The organism is Paenibacillus sp. sgz302191 (genome assembly GCF_057749925.1).
Window position 1 is genome coordinate 1 of record NZ_JBYLHY010000020.1, and the last position, 19209, is coordinate 19209.

22 protein-coding genes and 1 pseudogene are annotated in these 19209 nt (G+C 44.3%); 16 read left to right on the forward strand and 7 right to left on the reverse strand.

What is annotated here, in order from left to right; translation table 11 throughout:
- From AC3G2T_RS24670 to AC3G2T_RS24680, 3 genes and pseudogenes are all read left to right on the forward strand, one after another.
- On the forward strand, positions 1-1483 hold a 1483-nt coding region (locus AC3G2T_RS24670), incomplete at its 5' end, for a response regulator (protein ID WP_488437246.1).
- Between the two features lie 194 nt (positions 1484-1677).
- Positions 1678-1968: a GGDEF domain-containing protein gene (locus tag AC3G2T_RS24675; protein ID WP_488437247.1), complete on the forward strand. Its 291-nt coding sequence runs from the start codon at positions 1678-1680 to the stop codon at positions 1966-1968.
- 146 nt (positions 1969-2114) lie between these two features.
- Positions 2115-2252, forward strand: a pseudogene (locus tag AC3G2T_RS24680) (transposase); the annotation flags it as partial.
- A gap of 103 nt (positions 2253-2355) precedes the next feature.
- On the opposite strand, the gene AC3G2T_RS24685 reads toward AC3G2T_RS24680, so the two are convergent.
- Both AC3G2T_RS24685 and AC3G2T_RS24690 read right to left on the reverse strand, forming a co-directional pair.
- A complete protein-coding gene (locus tag AC3G2T_RS24685) occupies positions 2356-3192 on the reverse strand; it encodes an alpha/beta fold hydrolase (protein ID WP_474679287.1) in 837 nt (278 codons plus the stop codon).
- Between the two features lie 79 nt (positions 3193-3271).
- Positions 3272-3910 carry a hydrolase gene (locus AC3G2T_RS24690; RefSeq protein ID WP_474679286.1) on the reverse strand — a complete coding sequence of 213 codons (639 nt, stop codon included), beginning with the start codon at positions 3908-3910 and terminating at the stop codon, positions 3272-3274.
- A 296-nt stretch (positions 3911-4206) separates the two neighbouring features.
- On the opposite strand from AC3G2T_RS24690, the gene AC3G2T_RS24695 reads away from it, so the two are divergent.
- From AC3G2T_RS24695 to AC3G2T_RS24715, 5 genes are all read left to right on the forward strand, one after another.
- Complete coding sequence (locus AC3G2T_RS24695; protein WP_488437248.1) at positions 4207-4380, forward strand: DUF1427 family protein; 174 nt, start codon at positions 4207-4209, stop codon at positions 4378-4380.
- 31 nt (positions 4381-4411) lie between these two features.
- Complete coding sequence (locus AC3G2T_RS24700) at positions 4412-6244, forward strand: amidohydrolase (RefSeq protein ID WP_488437249.1); 1833 nt, start codon at positions 4412-4414, stop codon at positions 6242-6244.
- A gap of 40 nt (positions 6245-6284) precedes the next feature.
- Complete coding sequence (locus tag AC3G2T_RS24705; protein WP_057305706.1) at positions 6285-6479, forward strand: CDGSH iron-sulfur domain-containing protein; 195 nt, start codon at positions 6285-6287, stop codon at positions 6477-6479.
- Between the two features lie 87 nt (positions 6480-6566).
- The gene (locus AC3G2T_RS24710; protein ID WP_474679283.1) at positions 6567-7004 is read left to right on the forward strand and encodes a Dps family protein; all 438 of its coding nucleotides are present in this window, start codon (positions 6567-6569) and stop codon (positions 7002-7004) included.
- A gap of 131 nt (positions 7005-7135) precedes the next feature.
- Positions 7136-7360, forward strand: coding sequence for a DUF896 domain-containing protein (locus AC3G2T_RS24715; RefSeq protein WP_474679282.1), 225 nt, complete (start codon positions 7136-7138; stop codon positions 7358-7360).
- Between the two features lie 95 nt (positions 7361-7455).
- Here AC3G2T_RS24715 and katA read toward each other — a convergent pair whose 3' ends face one another.
- The 3 genes from katA to AC3G2T_RS24730 all read right to left on the reverse strand — a co-directional run bounded on the left by katA (position 7456) and on the right by AC3G2T_RS24730 (position 10778).
- Complete coding sequence (katA, locus tag AC3G2T_RS24720; protein ID WP_474679281.1) at positions 7456-8913, reverse strand: catalase KatA; 1458 nt, start codon at positions 8911-8913, stop codon at positions 7456-7458.
- A gap of 75 nt (positions 8914-8988) precedes the next feature.
- The gene (locus AC3G2T_RS24725) at positions 8989-10221 is read right to left on the reverse strand and encodes an MFS transporter (protein WP_488437250.1); all 1233 of its coding nucleotides are present in this window, start codon (positions 10219-10221) and stop codon (positions 8989-8991) included.
- 146 nt (positions 10222-10367) lie between these two features.
- Positions 10368-10778: a hypothetical protein gene (locus tag AC3G2T_RS24730; RefSeq protein ID WP_474679279.1), complete on the reverse strand. Its 411-nt coding sequence runs from the start codon at positions 10776-10778 to the stop codon at positions 10368-10370.
- Positions 10779-11072: 294 nt separating this feature from the next.
- Between AC3G2T_RS24730 and AC3G2T_RS24735 the strand changes: the two genes are divergently transcribed.
- Genes AC3G2T_RS24735 through AC3G2T_RS24750 form a run of 4 tightly spaced genes read left to right on the forward strand, consistent with a single transcriptional unit; the run spans position 11073 to position 13774 of the window.
- Positions 11073-12029, forward strand: a complete 957-nt coding sequence (locus AC3G2T_RS24735; protein ID WP_474679278.1) for a ring-cleaving dioxygenase — start codon at positions 11073-11075, stop codon at positions 12027-12029.
- Between the two features lie 49 nt (positions 12030-12078).
- Positions 12079-12708, forward strand: a complete 630-nt coding sequence (locus AC3G2T_RS24740; RefSeq protein ID WP_474679826.1) for a nitroreductase family protein — start codon at positions 12079-12081, stop codon at positions 12706-12708.
- A gap of 20 nt (positions 12709-12728) precedes the next feature.
- Positions 12729-13427: a pirin family protein gene (locus AC3G2T_RS24745; RefSeq protein WP_488437251.1), complete on the forward strand. Its 699-nt coding sequence runs from the start codon at positions 12729-12731 to the stop codon at positions 13425-13427.
- 20 nt (positions 13428-13447) lie between these two features.
- On the forward strand, positions 13448-13774 hold the full coding sequence (locus AC3G2T_RS24750; protein WP_474679276.1) for a hypothetical protein: 327 nt from the start codon (positions 13448-13450) through the stop codon (positions 13772-13774).
- Positions 13775-13996: 222 nt separating this feature from the next.
- Here AC3G2T_RS24750 and AC3G2T_RS24755 read toward each other — a convergent pair whose 3' ends face one another.
- Positions 13997-14128: a hypothetical protein gene (locus AC3G2T_RS24755; RefSeq protein ID WP_474679863.1), complete on the reverse strand. Its 132-nt coding sequence runs from the start codon at positions 14126-14128 to the stop codon at positions 13997-13999.
- 260 nt (positions 14129-14388) lie between these two features.
- Here AC3G2T_RS24755 and AC3G2T_RS24760 point away from each other — a divergent pair, with 260 nt between their 5' ends.
- Positions 14389-14607: a hypothetical protein gene (locus AC3G2T_RS24760; protein ID WP_488437252.1), complete on the forward strand. Its 219-nt coding sequence runs from the start codon at positions 14389-14391 to the stop codon at positions 14605-14607.
- Between the two features lie 141 nt (positions 14608-14748).
- On the opposite strand, the gene AC3G2T_RS24765 is transcribed toward AC3G2T_RS24760, so the two are convergent.
- Positions 14749-15108: a winged helix-turn-helix transcriptional regulator gene (locus AC3G2T_RS24765; RefSeq protein WP_474679274.1), complete on the reverse strand. Its 360-nt coding sequence runs from the start codon at positions 15106-15108 to the stop codon at positions 14749-14751.
- 326 nt (positions 15109-15434) lie between these two features.
- Between AC3G2T_RS24765 and AC3G2T_RS24770 the strand changes: the two genes are divergently transcribed.
- From AC3G2T_RS24770 to AC3G2T_RS24780, 3 genes are all read left to right on the forward strand, one after another.
- A complete protein-coding gene (locus AC3G2T_RS24770) occupies positions 15435-16196 on the forward strand; it encodes an isochorismatase family protein (protein ID WP_488437253.1) in 762 nt (253 codons plus the stop codon).
- A 410-nt stretch (positions 16197-16606) separates the two neighbouring features.
- Positions 16607-17626, forward strand: a complete 1020-nt coding sequence (locus AC3G2T_RS24775; RefSeq protein WP_488437254.1) for a response regulator transcription factor — start codon at positions 16607-16609, stop codon at positions 17624-17626.
- A gap of 227 nt (positions 17627-17853) precedes the next feature.
- A complete protein-coding gene (locus tag AC3G2T_RS24780; protein WP_488437255.1) occupies positions 17854-19173 on the forward strand; it encodes a sulfatase family protein in 1320 nt (439 codons plus the stop codon).
- Positions 19174-19209: the final 36 nt, after the last annotated feature.

Sequence of the window (19209 nt, forward strand, 5' to 3'; positions counted from 1 at the left end):
ATTTGCCGAGAATGGACAAGAGGCGCTGGAGCTGCTTCGCCATGAGCCTGCGGATATTATGATCACAGATATCCGAATGCCAATTATGGATGGGTTCGAACTGCTCGATCAGCTGCAAGGCCACCCGGTTAAACCCGAGATTGTATTGCTGTCTGGCTATAATGAGTTCGTATATGCGCAGAAAGCGATTCGCTGTGCTGTGAAGGATTATCTCTTGAAGCCTGTGAGGCGGGAGGAGTTGTTTGCCGTCCTGGAGCGATTAAGGCAGGACATAAGGATGAGAGAAGAACGAGCAGACAAGTCGCGTGAAGATGCCAGACTTGTTGCTGCCGAGCTAGTTACTCAGCATTTGACCCAGAAGGATGTGGATGACGCGGTAACAGAGAACAAGCTGAAGCAGGCCGACTTTTGCTGGTTGGATACAGGATATACGCTGGGCTTGCTTACGCGTCGCGGTGGAGGATCACAGCCTAGCAGCACGGATGCTGCCTCTTTCAAGAAACAAATCGAAGAACTGTTACAAGGGCGAATGGATTGGATGCTCACGCGTGATGGAGAAGGCGGAACGATTATGCTCGCACGCGATCCGGTTATGTTCTACCAGTTGGCGGAACGGTGGAGGTTGAGTGTATATGAGTCGCAGCTGCGAATCGCGGTTAGCGAGTCTGTTCAAGGGATAGAGCAGGTAAGGTGGGCATACAGCCAAGTGAAGCAAACCTTGAAATACAGTATTGTGCTTCCAGAACTCGATGTGCTGGACTACACCAGCATAAGTGAGCGCAATGAGCGGCATGTCGTTCCTGTTGAGTTGATTGGGCGATTATCGAATCTGATGGGAATGGGACGCGGGAACGAAATGAAGCAGCTTCTCGATCAAGTTCTAGATGTTCGTATCATTAGCTGCTGTGAAATCGGCTACCTGGAACGGATCAGCCAGCTGCTCAATGAAGAGGTGTTCGACAAGGTGTTCCGCATCTACGGAAATAGAGTGCTTGGCCTATTAAGGCCGTACGCCCATGTTGGACATATTGCGAATTTCGATCGATTTGAACATTATTATGCAGCTGTTGAGCAGCTTCTCGATAGTCTGGACCGGTTCATCCAAGATTGGAGAGAGCAAGCGCCTACGGATCAAAATACGATGCAAAAAGTTCTCGCCTACTTGCAGACGCATTATGCCGACCGTTTGAACATGGCGGTCGTGTCCAACCATTTCTCACTCAATTACTCGTATTTCAGCCAAGCCTTCCAAGAATATAGCGGTGAGAGTTTCTCGAACTATGTTCGCCGGTTAAGGCTGAACAAGGCGAAGGAGCTGCTGGTGCACTCCGATTTGAAGGTGTACGAAATCAGTGATCAGGTTGGATTCGAAAATGTGAAGCATTTTACGAGAATATTCAAGGAAACCGAAGGTATCACAGCGCTGGAATACCGAAGCCAGCGAAGGTTGTTTGAAACCCAAGATGAGCTTAGATTGCTCTGAACTTAACAGAACCCTCAAATCATGCGATTACACCTAAAACAGGTAGAAAAACGATATTCGAATCCTAAACCAGTTAAAGACTTCCAGATAACGACGGAAAACGATAACTCAAGCAAAGTTTAAGGCAGCTGGCCAGAACGGTCAGCTGCCCTTTTTCAATAAACGGGCAGCCTTGTACGTCAGGCGTATTGAACTTGTATCTTTGCTTTTATGTATTTGCCAAGCGGCACCAAAATCAAATGTTTGCTGAAGCAAGGCGGGACGGCGAGGCATTCACGGTTATTATAATGGACGTCGATTATTTTAAAAAAGTCAATGACACCTACGGTCATTTCGCAGGGGACCAACTGCTTGTACATGTGGTCCGGGCTTGCCAAACGCAACTGCAGGCCGGAGAGCTGTTTGCCCGATACGGCGGGGAGGAATTCATATTTGCGCGAAAGAGCTGCACCGCAGCTGAAGGTGAGGCGCTCGCCAATCGATAAATTCCTTTGGTAGTTGATTGCAGGGCTCTTTTTGCTCTATCATATAAAGGACACCTCTTCTGTGTGGTAGTGAGTTGCTCGACACAATCACTATACCAAACGGAAGCGGTGTTTTTCTATTTTTGCAAGAGATAAATCATTATCCTAGTAACCGTGGATTCAAAAGGTTTCTGTTTCGAGGCTTACCCAAAGTAAGTCTGGAGGTCGGGTGGCTTTCGCTTTCCCACAATCTGCTGAAGAAAGCAGTAGTGGATGCCAAAAACGAAAGAGCTAAGAGCAAATAGGCCGCTTAGCTCCCTTTTTCATTTCAAATATTCACTTTTTTACGATGAGATCTGCCCCGAACCTTCTATAATTGTTACTTTTAGGATAGCCTCTTCATACAATTTAGTTTTTAAGGAAGTTAATCAAAGCGATATTGAATTGTTCAGGGTGAGTCGCGTTCAAGCCATGCGGTCCACCTTCAATTACGACGAGTTGACTACCTGCAACAGCTTCGTTGGAAAGTTTACCGCTTACTTCAAGCGGCACAATCGCATCGGAATCGCCATGGATAACAAGCAATGGAATATCAAATTTAGCCAAATCGCCACGAAAATCCGTACGGCCGAAGGCATCAACGCAATCCAGCGTCCCTTTTGGTGAAGCGTAAGAAGCAATATCAAGGTTGTAAACACGGAAGGACTCACTGACCAGATCGGTTCTATCCCCCGCTTTAAAGAAATTGTGAGTGAAGCCGTCAAGGAAGGCGATGCGGTCTTTTTTCAAACCGTCTTGGAAGCCCTGAATGGTGCCTTCATCCAGACCACCTTCCGGATGCTCATCGGATTTGTAGAAGAACGGCGGAATTGCAGCAGCCAACACGGCTTTTTTGACACGACTTGTTCCATATGTACCAACGTAACGAGCGACCTCTCCGCCACCCATCGAAAATCCGACCAGTGTCACGTCCTTAAGGTCCAGATATTCGATTAGCTTATGAAGGTCCGCCGCAAACGTATCATAGTCGTAACCGTTCCACGGTTGGGAGGATTGTCCGAATCCACGGCGGTCATATGTAATCACGCGGTAACCTGCATCGATGAGTGCTGGAACTTGACTCTCCCACGAGCGCCCGCTCAGTGGCCAGCCATGGATCAAAACGACAGGTTTGCCTGCGCCAAGATCTTCAAAATATAATTCAATGGGTTGCCCGTTTTCTGTTCCTACTGTTAATTTAGCCATTTTCATATTTCCTTTCGAATTGGTTTTGGTTAAGCTGAGACAGTCAAAATAAATTGACTATCTTTTTTGGATGAATAGGTTACCCTCCGTGGCCCCCAAACATTGTTTGAGCATAAAAAATACCCGCACCGTAGGCGCCACTGTGTTGCATAGCAATCTCCAGAACGGCATCATACGTTTCTTGACGCGCCCAATCGCGCTGATACTCAAGAAGAACAGATAGCCAAGTCACGGGAATGGCTCCTGCTTGAATCATGCGTTGAACGGACATGTTATGCGCTTCCGTCGTCGTCCCGCCTGAAGCATCCGTTACGATGTATACTTCATATCCATCATTAATGGCTGAAACTGTAGGGAAAGCAAGGCAAACTTCTGTCCACAGTGCTGCCATAATCAGCTTCTTGCGCCCTGTTTTCTTCACTGCTTCCACGAAGTTTTTGTCTTCCCAGGAGTTCATTGTTGTTCGGTCAATCGGCTTTTGATCAGGAAATACAGCCTGAATGTGCGGATGAATAGGGCCAGAAAACGATTCAGCAGCAACCGTTGTAAGAATAATTGGAGCATTGAAAACTTTAGCTGTTTTAGCCAGCCCAACCGTATTGTTAATAATCGTTTGGCGATCTGCGCTTTGTACGCCAAAAAGCATTTGAGGCTGATGGTCAACTAGAATAATAGCGGAGTTCTCAGCAGTTAGTAAATCGGACTTGTCGTTAAACATATAAAAATCCCTACTTTCTATTTATGATTACAACAGATCCACAAATATGAGAACCTGAACCTGCTGCATATAACAAGTCTATTGAAATGCAAACGGATGAACAATCTTCATTTTTCTATATAGCCCATAGGTAAAAACTATAGATTATAAAATAAAAATAATGTATAAGTGATTCCTATGGTTGTTATAGAGAAAGCCTTATTGATAGAAAGAATCCTGACTTATAAACTTAAATAGAAGGTAAATGATTGAACAAAGAACATCATTAATGACTGGATTGAAGGAGGAAAGTTAGTTTGTGGGGTTCACTGCTTCTCGCTTTAGCTACAGGTATCGTCATTGGCGTTATTTTTCAATTGCTGAAGATCCCCTCTCCGGCGCCGCCCTTTTTGGGATTACTTGGTCTCTTAGGAATGTTTTCAGGACAACGGTTGATGCCTTGGATACAACTTTGGTTAAGCCGTAAATAACACCTAATAAATGACAAAGGAGAACAAAATCATGTCTGAGAAACCGACGATTGTTGAAGCAAGTCTAGTCATTCATAATGCCCACATCGTGACGATGGACGATGCTAATCCAGCAGCCACAGCAGTTGCAGTTAAAGGCGACCATTTCCTGGCGGTGGGGGACGATGCCGAAATCATGAAATATGTTGGACCTTCCACGCAAGTTGTAAACGCCAACAAACGAATGTTAATTCCAGGTTTGAACGATTCTCATATTCATCTTATTCGAGGCGGTCTCAATTATAATCTCGAGCTTCGATGGGATGGAGTGCCATCCGTAGCGGATGCCTTGCGGATGCTGAAAAAGCAGGTGGATCGTACGCCAGCACCTCACTGGGTTCGTGTTGTTGGCGGCTGGACAGAATTCCAATTCGTGGAACGCCGAATGCCAACTTTGGATGAAATCAATCGAATTGCTCCGCATACACCGGTATTTATCCTCAATCTTTACCGTCAGGCTTTTTTGAATAAAGCGGCCTTGCGAGTCATCGGATATACGAAAGATACGCCGAATCCGCCAGGTGGAGAAATCCAAAGGGATAGCCAAGGGAATCCAACAGGAATGCTCATCGCTAGACCTAATGCTACTATTTTGTATGCGACCTTAGCGAAAGGACCGAAGCTTTCATACGAGGATCAAATAAATTCAACCCGATTGTTCATGAGGGAATTGAATCGATTCGGAGTCACAAGCGTGATTGACGCTGGCGGGGGCTTTCAGAACTATCCCGATGATTATCAGGTTTTTGATGAGCTTGATAAGCGTGGAGAGATTACAGTTCGTACGGCGTATAATTTATTCACCCAGCATCCCAAGAATGAACTGAGTGATTTTAAAGCATGGACTGCTACAACGCAGCCGTATACGGGCAGCTCCTACTATCGTCATAACGGAGCAGGTGAAATGCTTGTTTATAGCGCAGCAGACTTTGAAGATTTTGTAGAACCTCGTCCAGAACTTCCAGCTGTACTGGAAGATGAGCTTTTCGGAGTTACCCAGCATCTCGTAGAGCAACGTTGGCCATTTCGTCTTCATGCCACTTATGGAGAATCCATCACACGTTTTCTCGATGTATTTGAACGCGTGAACAAAGAGGTTCCCTTCAAAGACTTGCGCTGGATTTTGGATCATGCCGAAACAATCCAGGAGAAGGATTTGGAGCGAGTTGTTGCATTAGGCGGTTCGATCGCCGTTCAAAGCCGAATGGCTTTTCAAGGTGAATATTTCGTCGATCGATACGGGGCCGAAGCAGCAGAAAATGCGCCTCCGATTACCAAGATGATTAAATCGGGATTGCGTGTTGGGGTAGGGACAGATGCTACCAGAGTAGCCAGTTATAATCCTTGGGTTGCCTTATACTGGTTAGTGACGGGGAAGACACTTGGCGGGCTAATCTTGTACCCTGCTTCCAATCGTGTAGAGAGGCATGAAGCGCTTCGCATGTATACATCAGGAAATGCATGGTTTTCCAAGGAAGAAAATGTGAAAGGGCAAATCAAAGCGGGTCAATATGCTGATTTATCGATTCTTTCTGATAACTTCTTTCTTGTCTCCGAAGAAGCTATTAAAAAAATTGAATCTGTCTTCACTGTTGTAGGAGGCAAGATTGTCTATGGTACTAACGAATTTCAGTCATTGTCGCCGCCAGCTCCCCAAGCAAGTCCAGACTGGTCTCCGCATAATATCTTTGGAGGCTACTACAATGGAACAAATTACGGAGGCGGCGGAGCGGGAGTTCAGGCACCTCAAAAGGCGCACCATCATCATGGATGCAACCATCACCATGGCAGTGGCTTCTGTGACCTGGATTGCTTCGTTTTCTAAGTATGTTTCACCAAAATAATCCAATAGGGGCGAGATCATCATGTCTGAAGTTACGATCAAAGTAAACGATAATGGGCCATTGCGTATTACAGGCAAAGTAGAAATGGTGGATGCGGTGGGCAACCGTTTTGAAACCAAGGAAAGTTTTATTCTTTGCCGGTGCGGTTTATCCAGTCAGAAACCGTTCTGCGACTTGACTCATAAAGGTAAGTTTGAAAGCGCTCCTCGAGCTTAGATTAAAAGATCAATATCGATCTGACTATATTTCGTATAGCCTAAGCTTATAGTTGGAAATGTTGCTAAATTCGAAAGGAGCTTTTTGATGACAGAAAAACTAACGGAAGTGCTTAACACCCAGATCGCTAACTGGAGTCTGTTGTTCACCAAACTTCATAACTATCACTGGTATGTTAGAGGGGGGCAGTTCTTCACTTTGCATTTGAAGTTCGAAGAACTTTATACGGAAGCTGCACTTCATGTGGACAATCTTGCCGAGCGTCTGCTGGCATTAGGCGGTAGTCCGGTAGCGACACTTCATGAAATTATCGAAAAAGCTACATTAAAAGATGCAGCAGGCAATGAGAATGCAAATGAGATGGTCCGTACGCTTGTTGCTGATTTTGGGATCATTGTGAGTGAGCTTAAAGAGGGTATGAGTATTGCTGACCGTGAAGGCGATGAGACAACTGGGGATATGCTTTTGGTAATTCATAGCTCCCTGGAAAAGCATGTATGGATGTTGAAATCGTACTTAGGATAATTTCCCAAAAAAATAATGGATTGCTGGAAGACCTGAAAGAGAGCAGCCTTAAAAAGCTACCTTTCTTGAAGGTCTTCTCCTTATAATGTGAGAAAGTATAAGTTTGAACTATTGTCATTGAGGTGATGAAAATGATCCCTATTCTTGGGCGTATTAACCAGCTGAGCAGGAAACAACGAATAAATGGTTTGACGGAAGAGGAGAAAGCTGAACAAGCAGCATTGCGTCAAGAGTATTTGCGGCTTATTAGAGGCCAAGTTTTGTCTACCATGTTAAGCGTATCCGTTGTCGACCCTGAAGGTAATGACGTAACTCCGTTAAAGCTGGTGCACGAGAAAGAAGAGCCAAAAATTTAACTGGCTAGTGCAATGGAGAGTTCCTTCAACAAAAAAAAGAACAGTTCCCCAGCTATCATTTGCTGTGTGAACTGCTCTCTTTTTGACGGATCGTATTAAGTCAGTTGTGGAACTCTCAAACCAAGCCCCTCGGCGATCGCTTGTCCCCATTCGGGATCTGCTTGATAGAAGTGAGAGATTTGAAGGAGTTTGATTTCATCTTTCTCCACCGGCTTCATAGCATTTACTATGTTATATACTAATCGTCCGCGTTCTTCTACACTAAGCAATCGATACAGGTCGCCGGCTTGAGTGTAATGATCATCCTGGTCATATGGGACGCTATCGGCTGAACCGGTTATTTCAAACGGGGCTGTCTTGTACGTTTCCGATTCGGCAGCTCCGCCATAACTGTTTGGTTCATAGTATATCGAGTTTCCCCCATTACGATCGGAACGCATCTGTCCGTCACGTTGGTTGTTATTCACTTCGAAGATAGGTTTATTGATAGGCAGTGTATTATGGTTCGTGCCGACCCGATAGCGATGAGCATCGGCATAGGCGAATAGACGGCCTTGCAGCATTTTATCCGGCGAAGCCTCAATACCAGGTACGAACGCCCCAGGGGAGAAGGTTGCTTGCTCAACTTCGGTAAAATAATTGTCCGGGTTTAGGTTGAGAACCATGCGTCCAACCTCGATAAGAGGGTAATCCTTCTGCGACCACACTTTCGTTACATCGAAAGGATCGAAACGGTACGTCTTTGCATCCTCCAGCGGCATCATTTGTACATACAGCTTCCATGCGGGAAAGTCACCTTTGTCTATGGCATTAAACAAATCCTCGGTATGATAATCTGGGTTTTCACCGGCCAGCTTGGCGGCCAGCTCGACATCCAGGTTCTTCACGCCTTGTTCCGTTTTAAAATGATATTTGACCCAAATGCCTTGTCCGTCCGCATTGACCCACTTAAACGTATGGCTTCCGAAGCCATGCATATGACGGAGAGTCGCAGGAATACCACGATCGGACATCAAGATAGTGACTTGATGCAAGGATTCGGGAGACAAGGACCAGAAATCCCAAACAGCATTGGGGTTTTTTAGATGAGTTTGAGGGTGGCGTTTCTGGGTATGAATGAAATCCGGAAATTTAATGGCATCCCGAATGAAGAAAACAGGCGTGTTATTGCCCACCAAATCATAGTTTCCTTCTTCTGTATAGAACTTTACAGCAAAGCCGCGTGGGTCACGTACGGTATCTGCAGATCCCAGTTCACCTGCTACCGTGGAGAAGCGTATAAATACCGGTGTACGTTTGCCAACCTCAGACAAAAAGCGGGCCTTTGTATAGGCGGAAATATCGTTGGTTACTTCAAAATATCCGTGTGCTCCGGCACCTTTGGCATGAACAACACGTTCGGGGATGCGTTCCCGGTTGAAATGAGCAAGCTTTTCCAGAAGGTGGACGTCTTGAATAAGGGTTGGACCGCGTGAGCCGGCAGTCATGGAGTTCTGGTTATCTCCAACGGGAGCGCCCCAACTTGTAGTTAAATGGCCATTTTTGGTTTCCATGTACAAACCTCCAAAGTAATAAATGAGTATAACGACGAGCCATGGTGAATCGGATTTACCGGGTACGATCCCGAATCATTTCGCCGAGTTCGCATAGGTCTCGTTTTGGGATGATGCTGAGTAACTGCGTGGTTCTTCTAAACGAATAAAAAAGGGGACAATCAAGCTCAAACACAACAATCCAGCTAATACTTCAAAAGAGAATAAATAGCCTCGTTGATTGATCAGATAAATTGAAAGAATCGGCCCAAGTGATGCACCTATGAACACCATAAACATGTGGAACGAAACCGCGATCGCCCGGATCTCCCCCGCAATGTGACCAATTAGTGAGATCAATGCAGGAAGAGCCATAGCAATTCCAATAATAAACACGACGCTCATCGAAACTAAAAAAATGAGGTTAGGCCAGAGGCCTAACAAGCCCAAGCCGATTCCAGCAAAGATCAATCCACACCATAAAACGTTTTTGACTCCCATTTTCGCGACCAATCTTCCATCAAACGGTGCTACTAGCATTCCGATAATACCAACCGCACGGACCCAGAGAATATCTTGGTGACTTAATCCGAAGAGTGAACTGTTTAAATAACTTCCAAGTGTCGTAAAAAAACCGACAAGCGAAATAAAGAGCGTAGCAGAAATGATATAGCAAAGAGGCAAACCCTTCCTTTTGAAAATATAGCCTATTCGCAAAAAGGCAGAAAAGAAGCTACCATCTGGTTGTTGTGTTTTATCCTTTGGAATAAAGGCAATCAAGATAGAGGAAATTAAATACACCGCAAAAAGAATATAGAAAACATAAGACCAACTCAAGTATAAAACAATATAGCTGCTATATATTTGTCCAACGATAGTGGCCATTAAAAACGCCGTACTAATGAACCCAATAATGGTTATTCTTCTTTTAATCGGAAACATTTCCATTGCGTAGGCCAAGACAGACGGAGGGAGCATGGACGCCGCCAGACCTTGGAAGGCTCGAAGGGCAACGAGCCAAGAAAAGCTGCTGACACTTCCGATTAGAGGCGTTATTACAGTGAGCAATATTAACCCTGACAACATCATTTTTTTTCGTCCAAAACGATCGGATAAAACTCCAAAGAACAGACCTCCACCTGCAAAGGCAAACGAAAAAGCACTGCCGGCCCAAGCAGCTTGAGAAGACGACACCTTGAATGCATCTGAAATAATCGTTATTAATGGAATCGTTAAATACGTACACGACACTACAACTAATGCACACCAGAAAATGATACCGGTAATGAATGAGAAATTTGACGATTTGGACAACGGTTCGTTAACCAAAATACCACCCCTTGATCTTCTGCTTTTTTCCATTTGTTTATTTATGTTCTGCTAACCAAGTCGCTACTTTTTGAGCATCATCATCCTTAAGGATTCCTGCAGGCATACCGCCTCACCCCCCGCCTTACTAAGAACGTATCTGAGTATTACAAGGAAACATCATGCTTTTGGTTATTTTGAACATCCATTGCTTTCACGTTTGTAAAAACATTGATAGCAAAAACCAAGATACCCGTTCCTGCTACTGCTTCACCAATACGTTTTAACGTTGTAACCCAATTCGGAGCGTAGCCATGGGCCATTAAGGTGAGAGTAATAAGCATGATGGGGAGGCCGATGCCTTGCAACCAGAAGTGCCACTTCGCTAGAGGAGATTCTGCTGCTTTGGGAAAACGAAGATACGTGAATCCGCAAAGTGCTAATGTTGCCCACCCGAAAAGATTTGTATGGGCGTGAACGCTCGTTAATGCAAAGTTAAGCGTTGTTCCCATGTAAATACCGATGCAAATACCAAGCAAAATATAAACGACTGCCATTTTCAAAAAACGTACTCCCATAGAATTTCCTCCTTGTTAATGATAGAAAGAACAATTCATCCGGCCGGGAATTATCCTAATTACTTAAACTTCTTTCAAATGGAAGTTTATTTAACTTTATTTTATAAGCTGTGATAAGTAACTATCAATATGATTCTGTCTATAAATCGTATAGATATTGCTTATATCAGCTTCGCCCTTGAAGATATAGTTTTTGGCTATACATGCTATAGAAATAATGGAATTGTTCATGACGAATAATTTCAATATGATAGGACATAAACAATTAAAAGTAATAAAAGGAGTGTTTGCAAAATGGAAAAACAAACAGAAGGGATACACCATATAACGGCTTTTGTAAAGAATGCGCAAAAAAATGTAGACTTTTATGCAGGGGTACTAGGTCTGAGACTTGTAAAAAAAACGATCAACTTCGACGCCCCGGACGTTTACCATTTGTATTTCGGTAATGAAGCAGGTAGTCCAGGTACCATAATCACATTCTTTCCATGTGAACTTGGTCGTAAAGGGCGCATTGGTGGAGGACAGGTCGGTATAACGACATATGTCGTTCCTTTAGGTGCACTCGATTTTTGGAAAGAGCGCTTAGAAAGCTTTAATGTTCCTTATTCTATAACGACGAGGTTTGGTGAGAATTACTTAACATTTTCAGATCAGGATGGTTTACAGCTAGAGATTGTGGAGCGCGAGGAAGGGGATTTGAGTCATTGGTCGTTCGGTGGTGTTTCAATAGATAAAGCTATCAAAGGTTTTGGCGGCGCTGTCCTTTATAGTACCGCTCCTGAAAAAACGATGAATGTACTAGAGCAGGTCTTAGGTCTTCAAAAGGTGGAACAAGAAGAAGACTTTATTCGCTATAAATCGAAGGGAAGTATTGGTAATGTTATTGACGTAAACATCGCGGTAATGGGGTGGGGCATAAGTGGAGCCGGTACGGTTCATCATATTGCATGGCGCGCAAAGGATAATGAAGATCATGCTTCATGGAGAACTCATGTTGAGCAACACGGTCTTCATCCTACACCCATTACCGACCGGCAATATTTCAATGCGATTTACTTTCGTGAAGAAGGCGGCATACTGTTTGAAATCGCCACGGATCCACCCGGATTTGCAGTTGATGAGCAGCCAGATGTATTAGGTGAAAAACTGATGCTTCCGGAATGGTTTGAGGCTAACCGTGCAGAAATCGAAAAAGGTTTATCACCTATCCAAGTACGTGTGATGGATTCAGAAAAAAGGAATGAATGAAGAATTTAATGAAGAATTCAAAATATATAAAGGGAAGGAGCGTGTTCAATTGACCGATTTTATTTCAGTGGTTAAAGAGCGAAGATCTGCAAATAAATTTATCCCAGGAAAAGAAATATCTGAACGAGATCTTGACGAGATTTTTAATGTTGTAAAATTTGGACCTTCGGCATTTAATTTACAGCATACTCATTATGTAGTGGTGAATGACCCCGATGTCAAAGAAGACGTATATCAAGCTGCATTTAAACAGTATAAGGTCCAATCGGCATCGGCAGCAATTCTAGTGCTTGGCACCATGGATGCTTATAAGGATGCAGCAAGAATAAATGAAGGATTTCTTAATCTAGGAGTCATTAATAAACAAGAATACAATATGACTATCGAATCGGTTACAAAATTTTATGAAGATAGAGGGGAAAGCTTTATGCGGGATGAGGCGATTCGTAACGCTTCCTTATCCGCACAGTTATTTATGCTCGCCGCAAAGGAAAAAGGTTGGGATACATGTCCAATGATCGGTTTTGATCCTGAATTGATGCGGTCAGCACTCCACATTCCTGATCGATATGTGCCTGTCCTATTGGTTGCAATAGGTAAGGAGGATACATCCAAACAGCGGCCTCGAGGTTATCGTAAACCCGTTCGTGAGTTTGTTAGTTTTAATCAATTTAAATAGCTGATAAGGGGAGTTCTAAAATGATCCAAGTATTCCCGGCCGATTCCCGGTTTAACGTAGATCAGGGATGGCTGCGCAGCCGTCTAAGCTTCTCGTTCGGCAATTACTATGACCCCGATAACACCGGGTTTGGGGTTTTGCGAGTATGCAATGACGATGACGTAGATCCTGGCAAAGGATTTGGTGCCCACCCGCACAGTGATATGGAGATATTGACAATCGTACTTTCAGGGTCCGTCCGTCATGAAGATAACTTGGGTAATATGGAAGTAACAACAACTGGGGAAGTACAGCGAATGAGCGCGGGGTCCGGAGTCGTCCATGCCGAATACAACGCTTCGCAGACTGAACCGATGAGAATTCTTCAAATTTGGTTCATGCCAAATGTACGGGGATTAGATCCTTCCTATGAAACCCGTAGGTACAATTCAGAGAAGTTAAAGAATGCCTTGCTCCCCATCGTTGATCCGCAGGGATCAGAGCAGATTGTTAAAATCCATCAAGACCTAACTCTCTATTTATGCAGATTGGATAAAGATAAAGATATTACTTTTCGGCAGGAAGATGGACGCCGGATATTCCTTTTCGTCATTGAGGGACGACTCACTGTAAATGATACTCGGTTAGGTGAAGGGGATACGGCTCGAATCGAATCTTTGGCTCAGTTGAGCATTATAGCGGAGGAAGATGCATTTCTAATGCTGATTGACCTTCCATAAGAATGAATAGGAGGGTTTGTATGAAAGAGGTACTTGTGGTTAGGCATTCGGTTGGAGGTAGGACATTTATTCATACCGAACAACAACCCATGGAATATTCGGTGATACGTATGGGTCAGGGCTGGAGAATTGCTTTAATCATTACACAGGACGTGGATATTCATGAGATTCTCCGTTGGAAACAGGAATTGAATGTGTTTCTATTTCGGGAATATGATGATCAATCTGCGAAAAAAATTTGGTTTTATGTTAAAGAAGGTTCTGTCACGTACGACGATCAGCTCAAGCAGATTACTATTTTCGCCGAGTCTCGGATCGAGTATATTCCGGATGAATTTGGCATTTAAATTATGGATGGCTAAGCGACGCTTGCCGCTCTTTTCGAAGTGGATACTAACTATAAACGCTGGAGGGAGTCTTGGATGTTTTAGAAGGTGAATGGGCCTCTTCCCGTATCGTAGGTGATTCCCATTTCTCCATCATTGACCTTCCTCTGACGCAAGTACAGGGAGAACTCCTATCCGTTGCAACATGGTACGATAACGAATGGGGTTACGCTTCACGATTAGCTAAAGTAGCGGCTTATCTTGTAGATTCTTGTTGATTTTCGCGTCTTTTAAATGCTTAAGCACTTGAAGCTCTTTAAAAGCTGGTTTAATTTCTTTTGGTAGTTGATTGCAGGGCTCTTTTTGCTCTATCATATAATGGACACCTCTTCTGTGTGGTAGTGGGTTGCTCGACACAATCACTATACCAAACGGAAGCGGTGTTTTTCTATTTTTGCAAGAGATAAATCATTATCCTAGTACAGCTTTATTTATCAAGGGTTTAAGACCAATTTCGCTCTGCGAAGTTTGCGACTTCATTCATGAGGATGCCGAATTTGAGCAAATGGTTATACCCACATTGTGGATACATTTCCACAATCCCGCGGGTTCACCACCGTCAGGAAATTAGTACAATGGTAGTAATACCCTTATGGGGGCGAGTCAGTATGTACCATGCAATTCATAAGAACAGCGGGCAGGTCGTTACGCTGGAACCCGAGCAGGTGAATGATATGTTCGTCGATGTAGCTGGGCGCATTGTAATCTGCAGCACAGAGCAGGAACTCTACTGGTTGCTCGCAGACGCAGAGCTGAAGAAAGTTTTACTTTACGCCACTCACCCCATCGTCTGATGGTACACACGTTTCGTTACTATTTCTTGTTCCAATACAGTGTCAATCTACCGAGGTCGGGAAGATTGATTATGCTGCTAAACCAAATGAATTTATTTATGAAATCAGCAGCTTTTCATTGCCTCTTTCTTTTATTTCTAATTATGGTTGGTTACCTATTATAACGTTCTTCTCTTTTTCTTCCATGTGCTTTAAATGTGAAAGCCCCCAATAATGTAAGCTATCCATTAACGCGTCCAGTTTTTTACCGTGCGCTGTAAGTGAGTATTCTACTTTTGGTGGAACTTGAGGATAGATCACTCGTTGAATGATGTCTTGCTCTTCTAATTCGCGTAATTGCAACGTAAGAATCCTCTGGGAAATATCAGGTATCAAATTTTTAATTTCATTAAACCGGAGTGTTTCACTATGAATAAGATGCTGAATAATAATTGGCTTCCATTTACCTACGATTATATCCAAGGCAACGGACATTTTGCAATCTATCGGATTAACTTTCATACCGTTAAACCTCCCATATTAACTTGTTATACAATAAACTTATTATATTATAGTACCTTACTAAATTCCACATTTGAACCACAGTAACATTTTGATTACTATGGCACATTAATGTGCGTTCTTTACAGAAACGAGATAAAGTTTATAATTTAAATATAGCGACTTACTAAAAATAATGAATAAGGGGTGACCATGATGAAAATTTAATCAGGCAAGGGAATTCTATATATTTTCAATTTCATAAGTGCGATAAGTTCCGAAGATTTTATCTTTTTAGTATTCGTTTGTTAGAACTTATAAATTACAATTTAAGGGAGAGGTTATTTATGAAACACATGAAAAAATTGATGGCGACAGCCCTTGTTTTAACTATCGGAGCGGGTATTGTTCTTGGATCTAACGCAGTATCGACAGTCAGTGCAAAGTCAAATGATAATGCACAAAATCAACAGCAATCAGCACTCATTGATCCAAATGATACAGCTTTGCTTCTTGTAGATCCTCAAAGCGGCTTGTTCCAAACCGTCAAGGATCTTGATGTTCCTACAGTTCGTGGAAACGTTAAAACACTTGCCAAAATGGCTGAGCTGGCAAACATCCCTGTAATCACGACTGCTTCTGTTCCGGATGGTCCGAATGGGCCTCTAATTCCTGAAGTCAAAGATCTACCTCATGCAACATTTGTACCGCGTCACGGAGAAATCAATGCATGGGACGATCCTGACTTTGTAAAGGCAGTAGAAGCTACCGGTAAGAAAACACTCATCATCGCGGGTACATGGTCCAGTGTTTGTATGACTTTTCCTACATTAAGCGCACTGAAAGCCGGCTATAAAGTATATAGTGTCATAGACGCATCTGGAACATACAGTAAGATGTCATCGGATATTACATTAACTCGAATCGTACAAGCTGGGGCGGTTCCCGTTGATACTGTTTCTTTAGTAGCTGAAGTACAGAGAACATGGAATCGTTCGGATGCGGACAAGTTCGCTGCTATTTATGCAGAGCGGGTTCCTAACTATGGTTTGCTTACTGAGAGCTATCAAGAAGCGTATGGAGCAGGTCAGAAAGCAGTGACTAAATAAGTTTTTAATCAATTCTTCAATTCAATAAGGAGGAGTCCTAGGAGACTCCTCCTTTATCTTTACTATGTAAAAGACAAGGACAAAGCATTATATTCGTCTACGTTGGACGGGACGGGCGAAATGAAACTGTCCGACCATGCTGTGTCATGGTTCCATGATACTAACCGGTTGTGAAATCCTTTGCCCCTTGGAAATACCGTTTCCGGCTAAGATCATTGGGATTTTGACAGAACCTTCATAGAACATATTAAAATATACAGGGGGCAAATACCAAACGTGCCAGCCCTACTAATCGATTCAAAGCTCGCTCCGCTTGAACACCGGTAGATGCCCTGATGGTAGGGCAGTATGCTTTATTTACTTCGCCTAAAGGGTTATACTTATAGGAATTACCTCTAGGGGGGCTTTTAATGTACCATGTACTTGTAGCGGAAGATGAGCATTGGATTCGCAGCGGTATAGTGGAGATGGTGGACCGGATCGGCGGAGGATTCAAGGTAACGGGTGAAGCCGGCGATGGAGAAGAAGCCTGGAATTTGATTCAGGAGCTGTGTCCGACTGTACTGATCACGGATATTATGATGCCCAAGATGGACGGGCTTTCCTTAATCAAGAAGATAGATGAGATCAAATTTCCACTTGTCAGCATTGTCATTAGCGGATATGATAACTTCTCTTATGCTCAGCAGGGGATTCGGTACGGGGTGTCCGAGTATTTGCTCAAGCCGGTGAGAGAGGACGTGCTGAAGGAAGCGTTGGAGCGGTCTTTGCAAAGGCTCGAGAGGCTTAATCCTGCTCACGATCAGTTGATGAACATTCACAACTTTTTGGAGCGCATGCCGGCGATGGATGTACAGCAGCTTATGACGGAGCAAGTCCAGCTGGTGCAATCCATTGTCAAAGACAAAAACAGCCATCCAAGCTCCAGGCTAGGACTGCTTCGGATTTTTGCCGGTAAGTTGAACGATCTCCTCGAATATACGTATCCGGAATATGTGAAAACAGCTTCACCTCTGGAGATGACGGAAGAATCGCTCAAAAAGCTGATTCAAGCCTTGATCGAAAGCTGGTGCCAGTTTGGTCAGCAGCAGCATAACAAGCGGTCCTTCAGACTTGTGATCAAGAAAGCATGCGACTTTGCCGAAAAAAACTATATGCAGGAGATCAGCTTATCGCAAATCTCAGACTATGTCGGCCTTAGCGTCTCCCATTTCAGCGCGCTCTTCAAGCAACACTTGGGCGACTCCTTCGTCAATTACCTGAATAAAATCCGCATCGACAAAGCGAAGCAGCTGCTGCTGGAGCCCGATTTGAAAATATATCAGATTGCCGATATGGTGGGTTTTTCCTCAATGCCGTATTTTAATCGTGTTTTCAAAAATGTAACCGGACTATCCCCGAACGAATATCGGAAAGGGATGGGCATCTGAAGCTTCAAAGCTATAACAGGCTGTTCAACTGGCAAATTGCCGGTGGACGGCCTTTTTGTCATCTCCCGCTTGTATCGGAAATCAGAAAATTGTGTAAAGACTTCCCGGGACAGTTTCATTATGATGAAGCCATAGATTAATGTCAACGTATCAGACGGAAGGAAAGGCTATCCGAATCAGATCAACAAAGCATATGGGTGGCATCTATTTAATAGGAGGCAATCGCCATGAAAAACGTCATTATGATTACAACCGATCAACAAAAAGTAGATGCGATGGGCTGTGTCAATTCCAGCTATCACACCCCGAACCTGGATAAGCTGGTGGAACGAGGCGTACGGTTTACCGGCGTGATCTCGACGTCCGCCCAATGCTCACCTTCCAGGGCTAGCTGGATGACAGGGAAATTCCCTCATCAGGTAGGCGTCAACAATATCGGCCATGTGTTGGATCCGCAAGAGTGGGGCATTGCCAAGGAATTTAACCGCGCCGGATATGAAACTGTATATTTAGGAAAATGGCATTTAGGATTATCTCCAGCCGACCATGAATTCCAAATTACCGATTATCGGACCGACGGCTTCGAACTGGGCGTAGCCAATCCCGATCCGCGGTTTCATAGCCACAGGGATGCGCTGACAACGACGAAAGCCCTCAATTATTTGGACGACTATGAGGGGAGCAAGCTGTTCTTTATGGCAGTAAATTGGTTTATGCCGCATCCAAATGCGCCGGTGGACCCTCCCTTCGAGCTCATCAAGCAGTATGCAGAGCAGTTCCCGAAGTCTGAAATGCCTATTACGAGCAGCTATTACAAGGACGACCTGTCGACTAAGCCGGAATTTCAGCTGATACGGTCCCAGACGGGCGAATCCGCCATGACGGAAGAAATTGTCCGCAGAGATGCCCAGCACTACCGTTCCATGCTGAAGCTCATGGATGACAACCTGGGGCGCCTAATGAGCAAGCTCGAAGCCAAAGGGATGCTGGAAAATACTATTATCCTGTTTACGACAGATCATGGTGACATGCAGGGGGCTCATAAAATGCGCCTGAAGGGCGTTCTCCCTTATAAGGAGCTATATAACGTGCCTGTCATTCTGTATGCACCGGGAGAGAATCCGGCTCGTAACGTCATTCCGGACCTCGTTTCCAGCGCGGCTGTAACCGGTACGCTGCTCGACGTCGCAGGCATCCAGGTGCCGTCCGAATGCGAAGGCGGCTCGCTGCTGCCGCATCTTCGGCTCACTGAGCCTCCTGCGGATCAACTCGTCTTCTTCGAGCATTACAAGGCTTATTGGGGCTATCATCCTTTCCGTGCCGCCCAGACGCCGGAGTGGAAATATGTATACTACTACGAGGAAGACATGGAAGAGATGTACGACCTACAGAAGGATCCCGATGAACTGGTCAATATAGCAGGGAGACCGGAAGCGGAAACGGCAAGGCAGTCTCTTCGCAGTGCTGTGGATCATTGGTGGGACGCAACAGGCGGCTTATCACGTCCTGTAATTCTAGATACCGTAAACAAATGGGGTAAAGAATAGGGGAGGCTAAAGAGGATGTTATCTTTACGGATGACA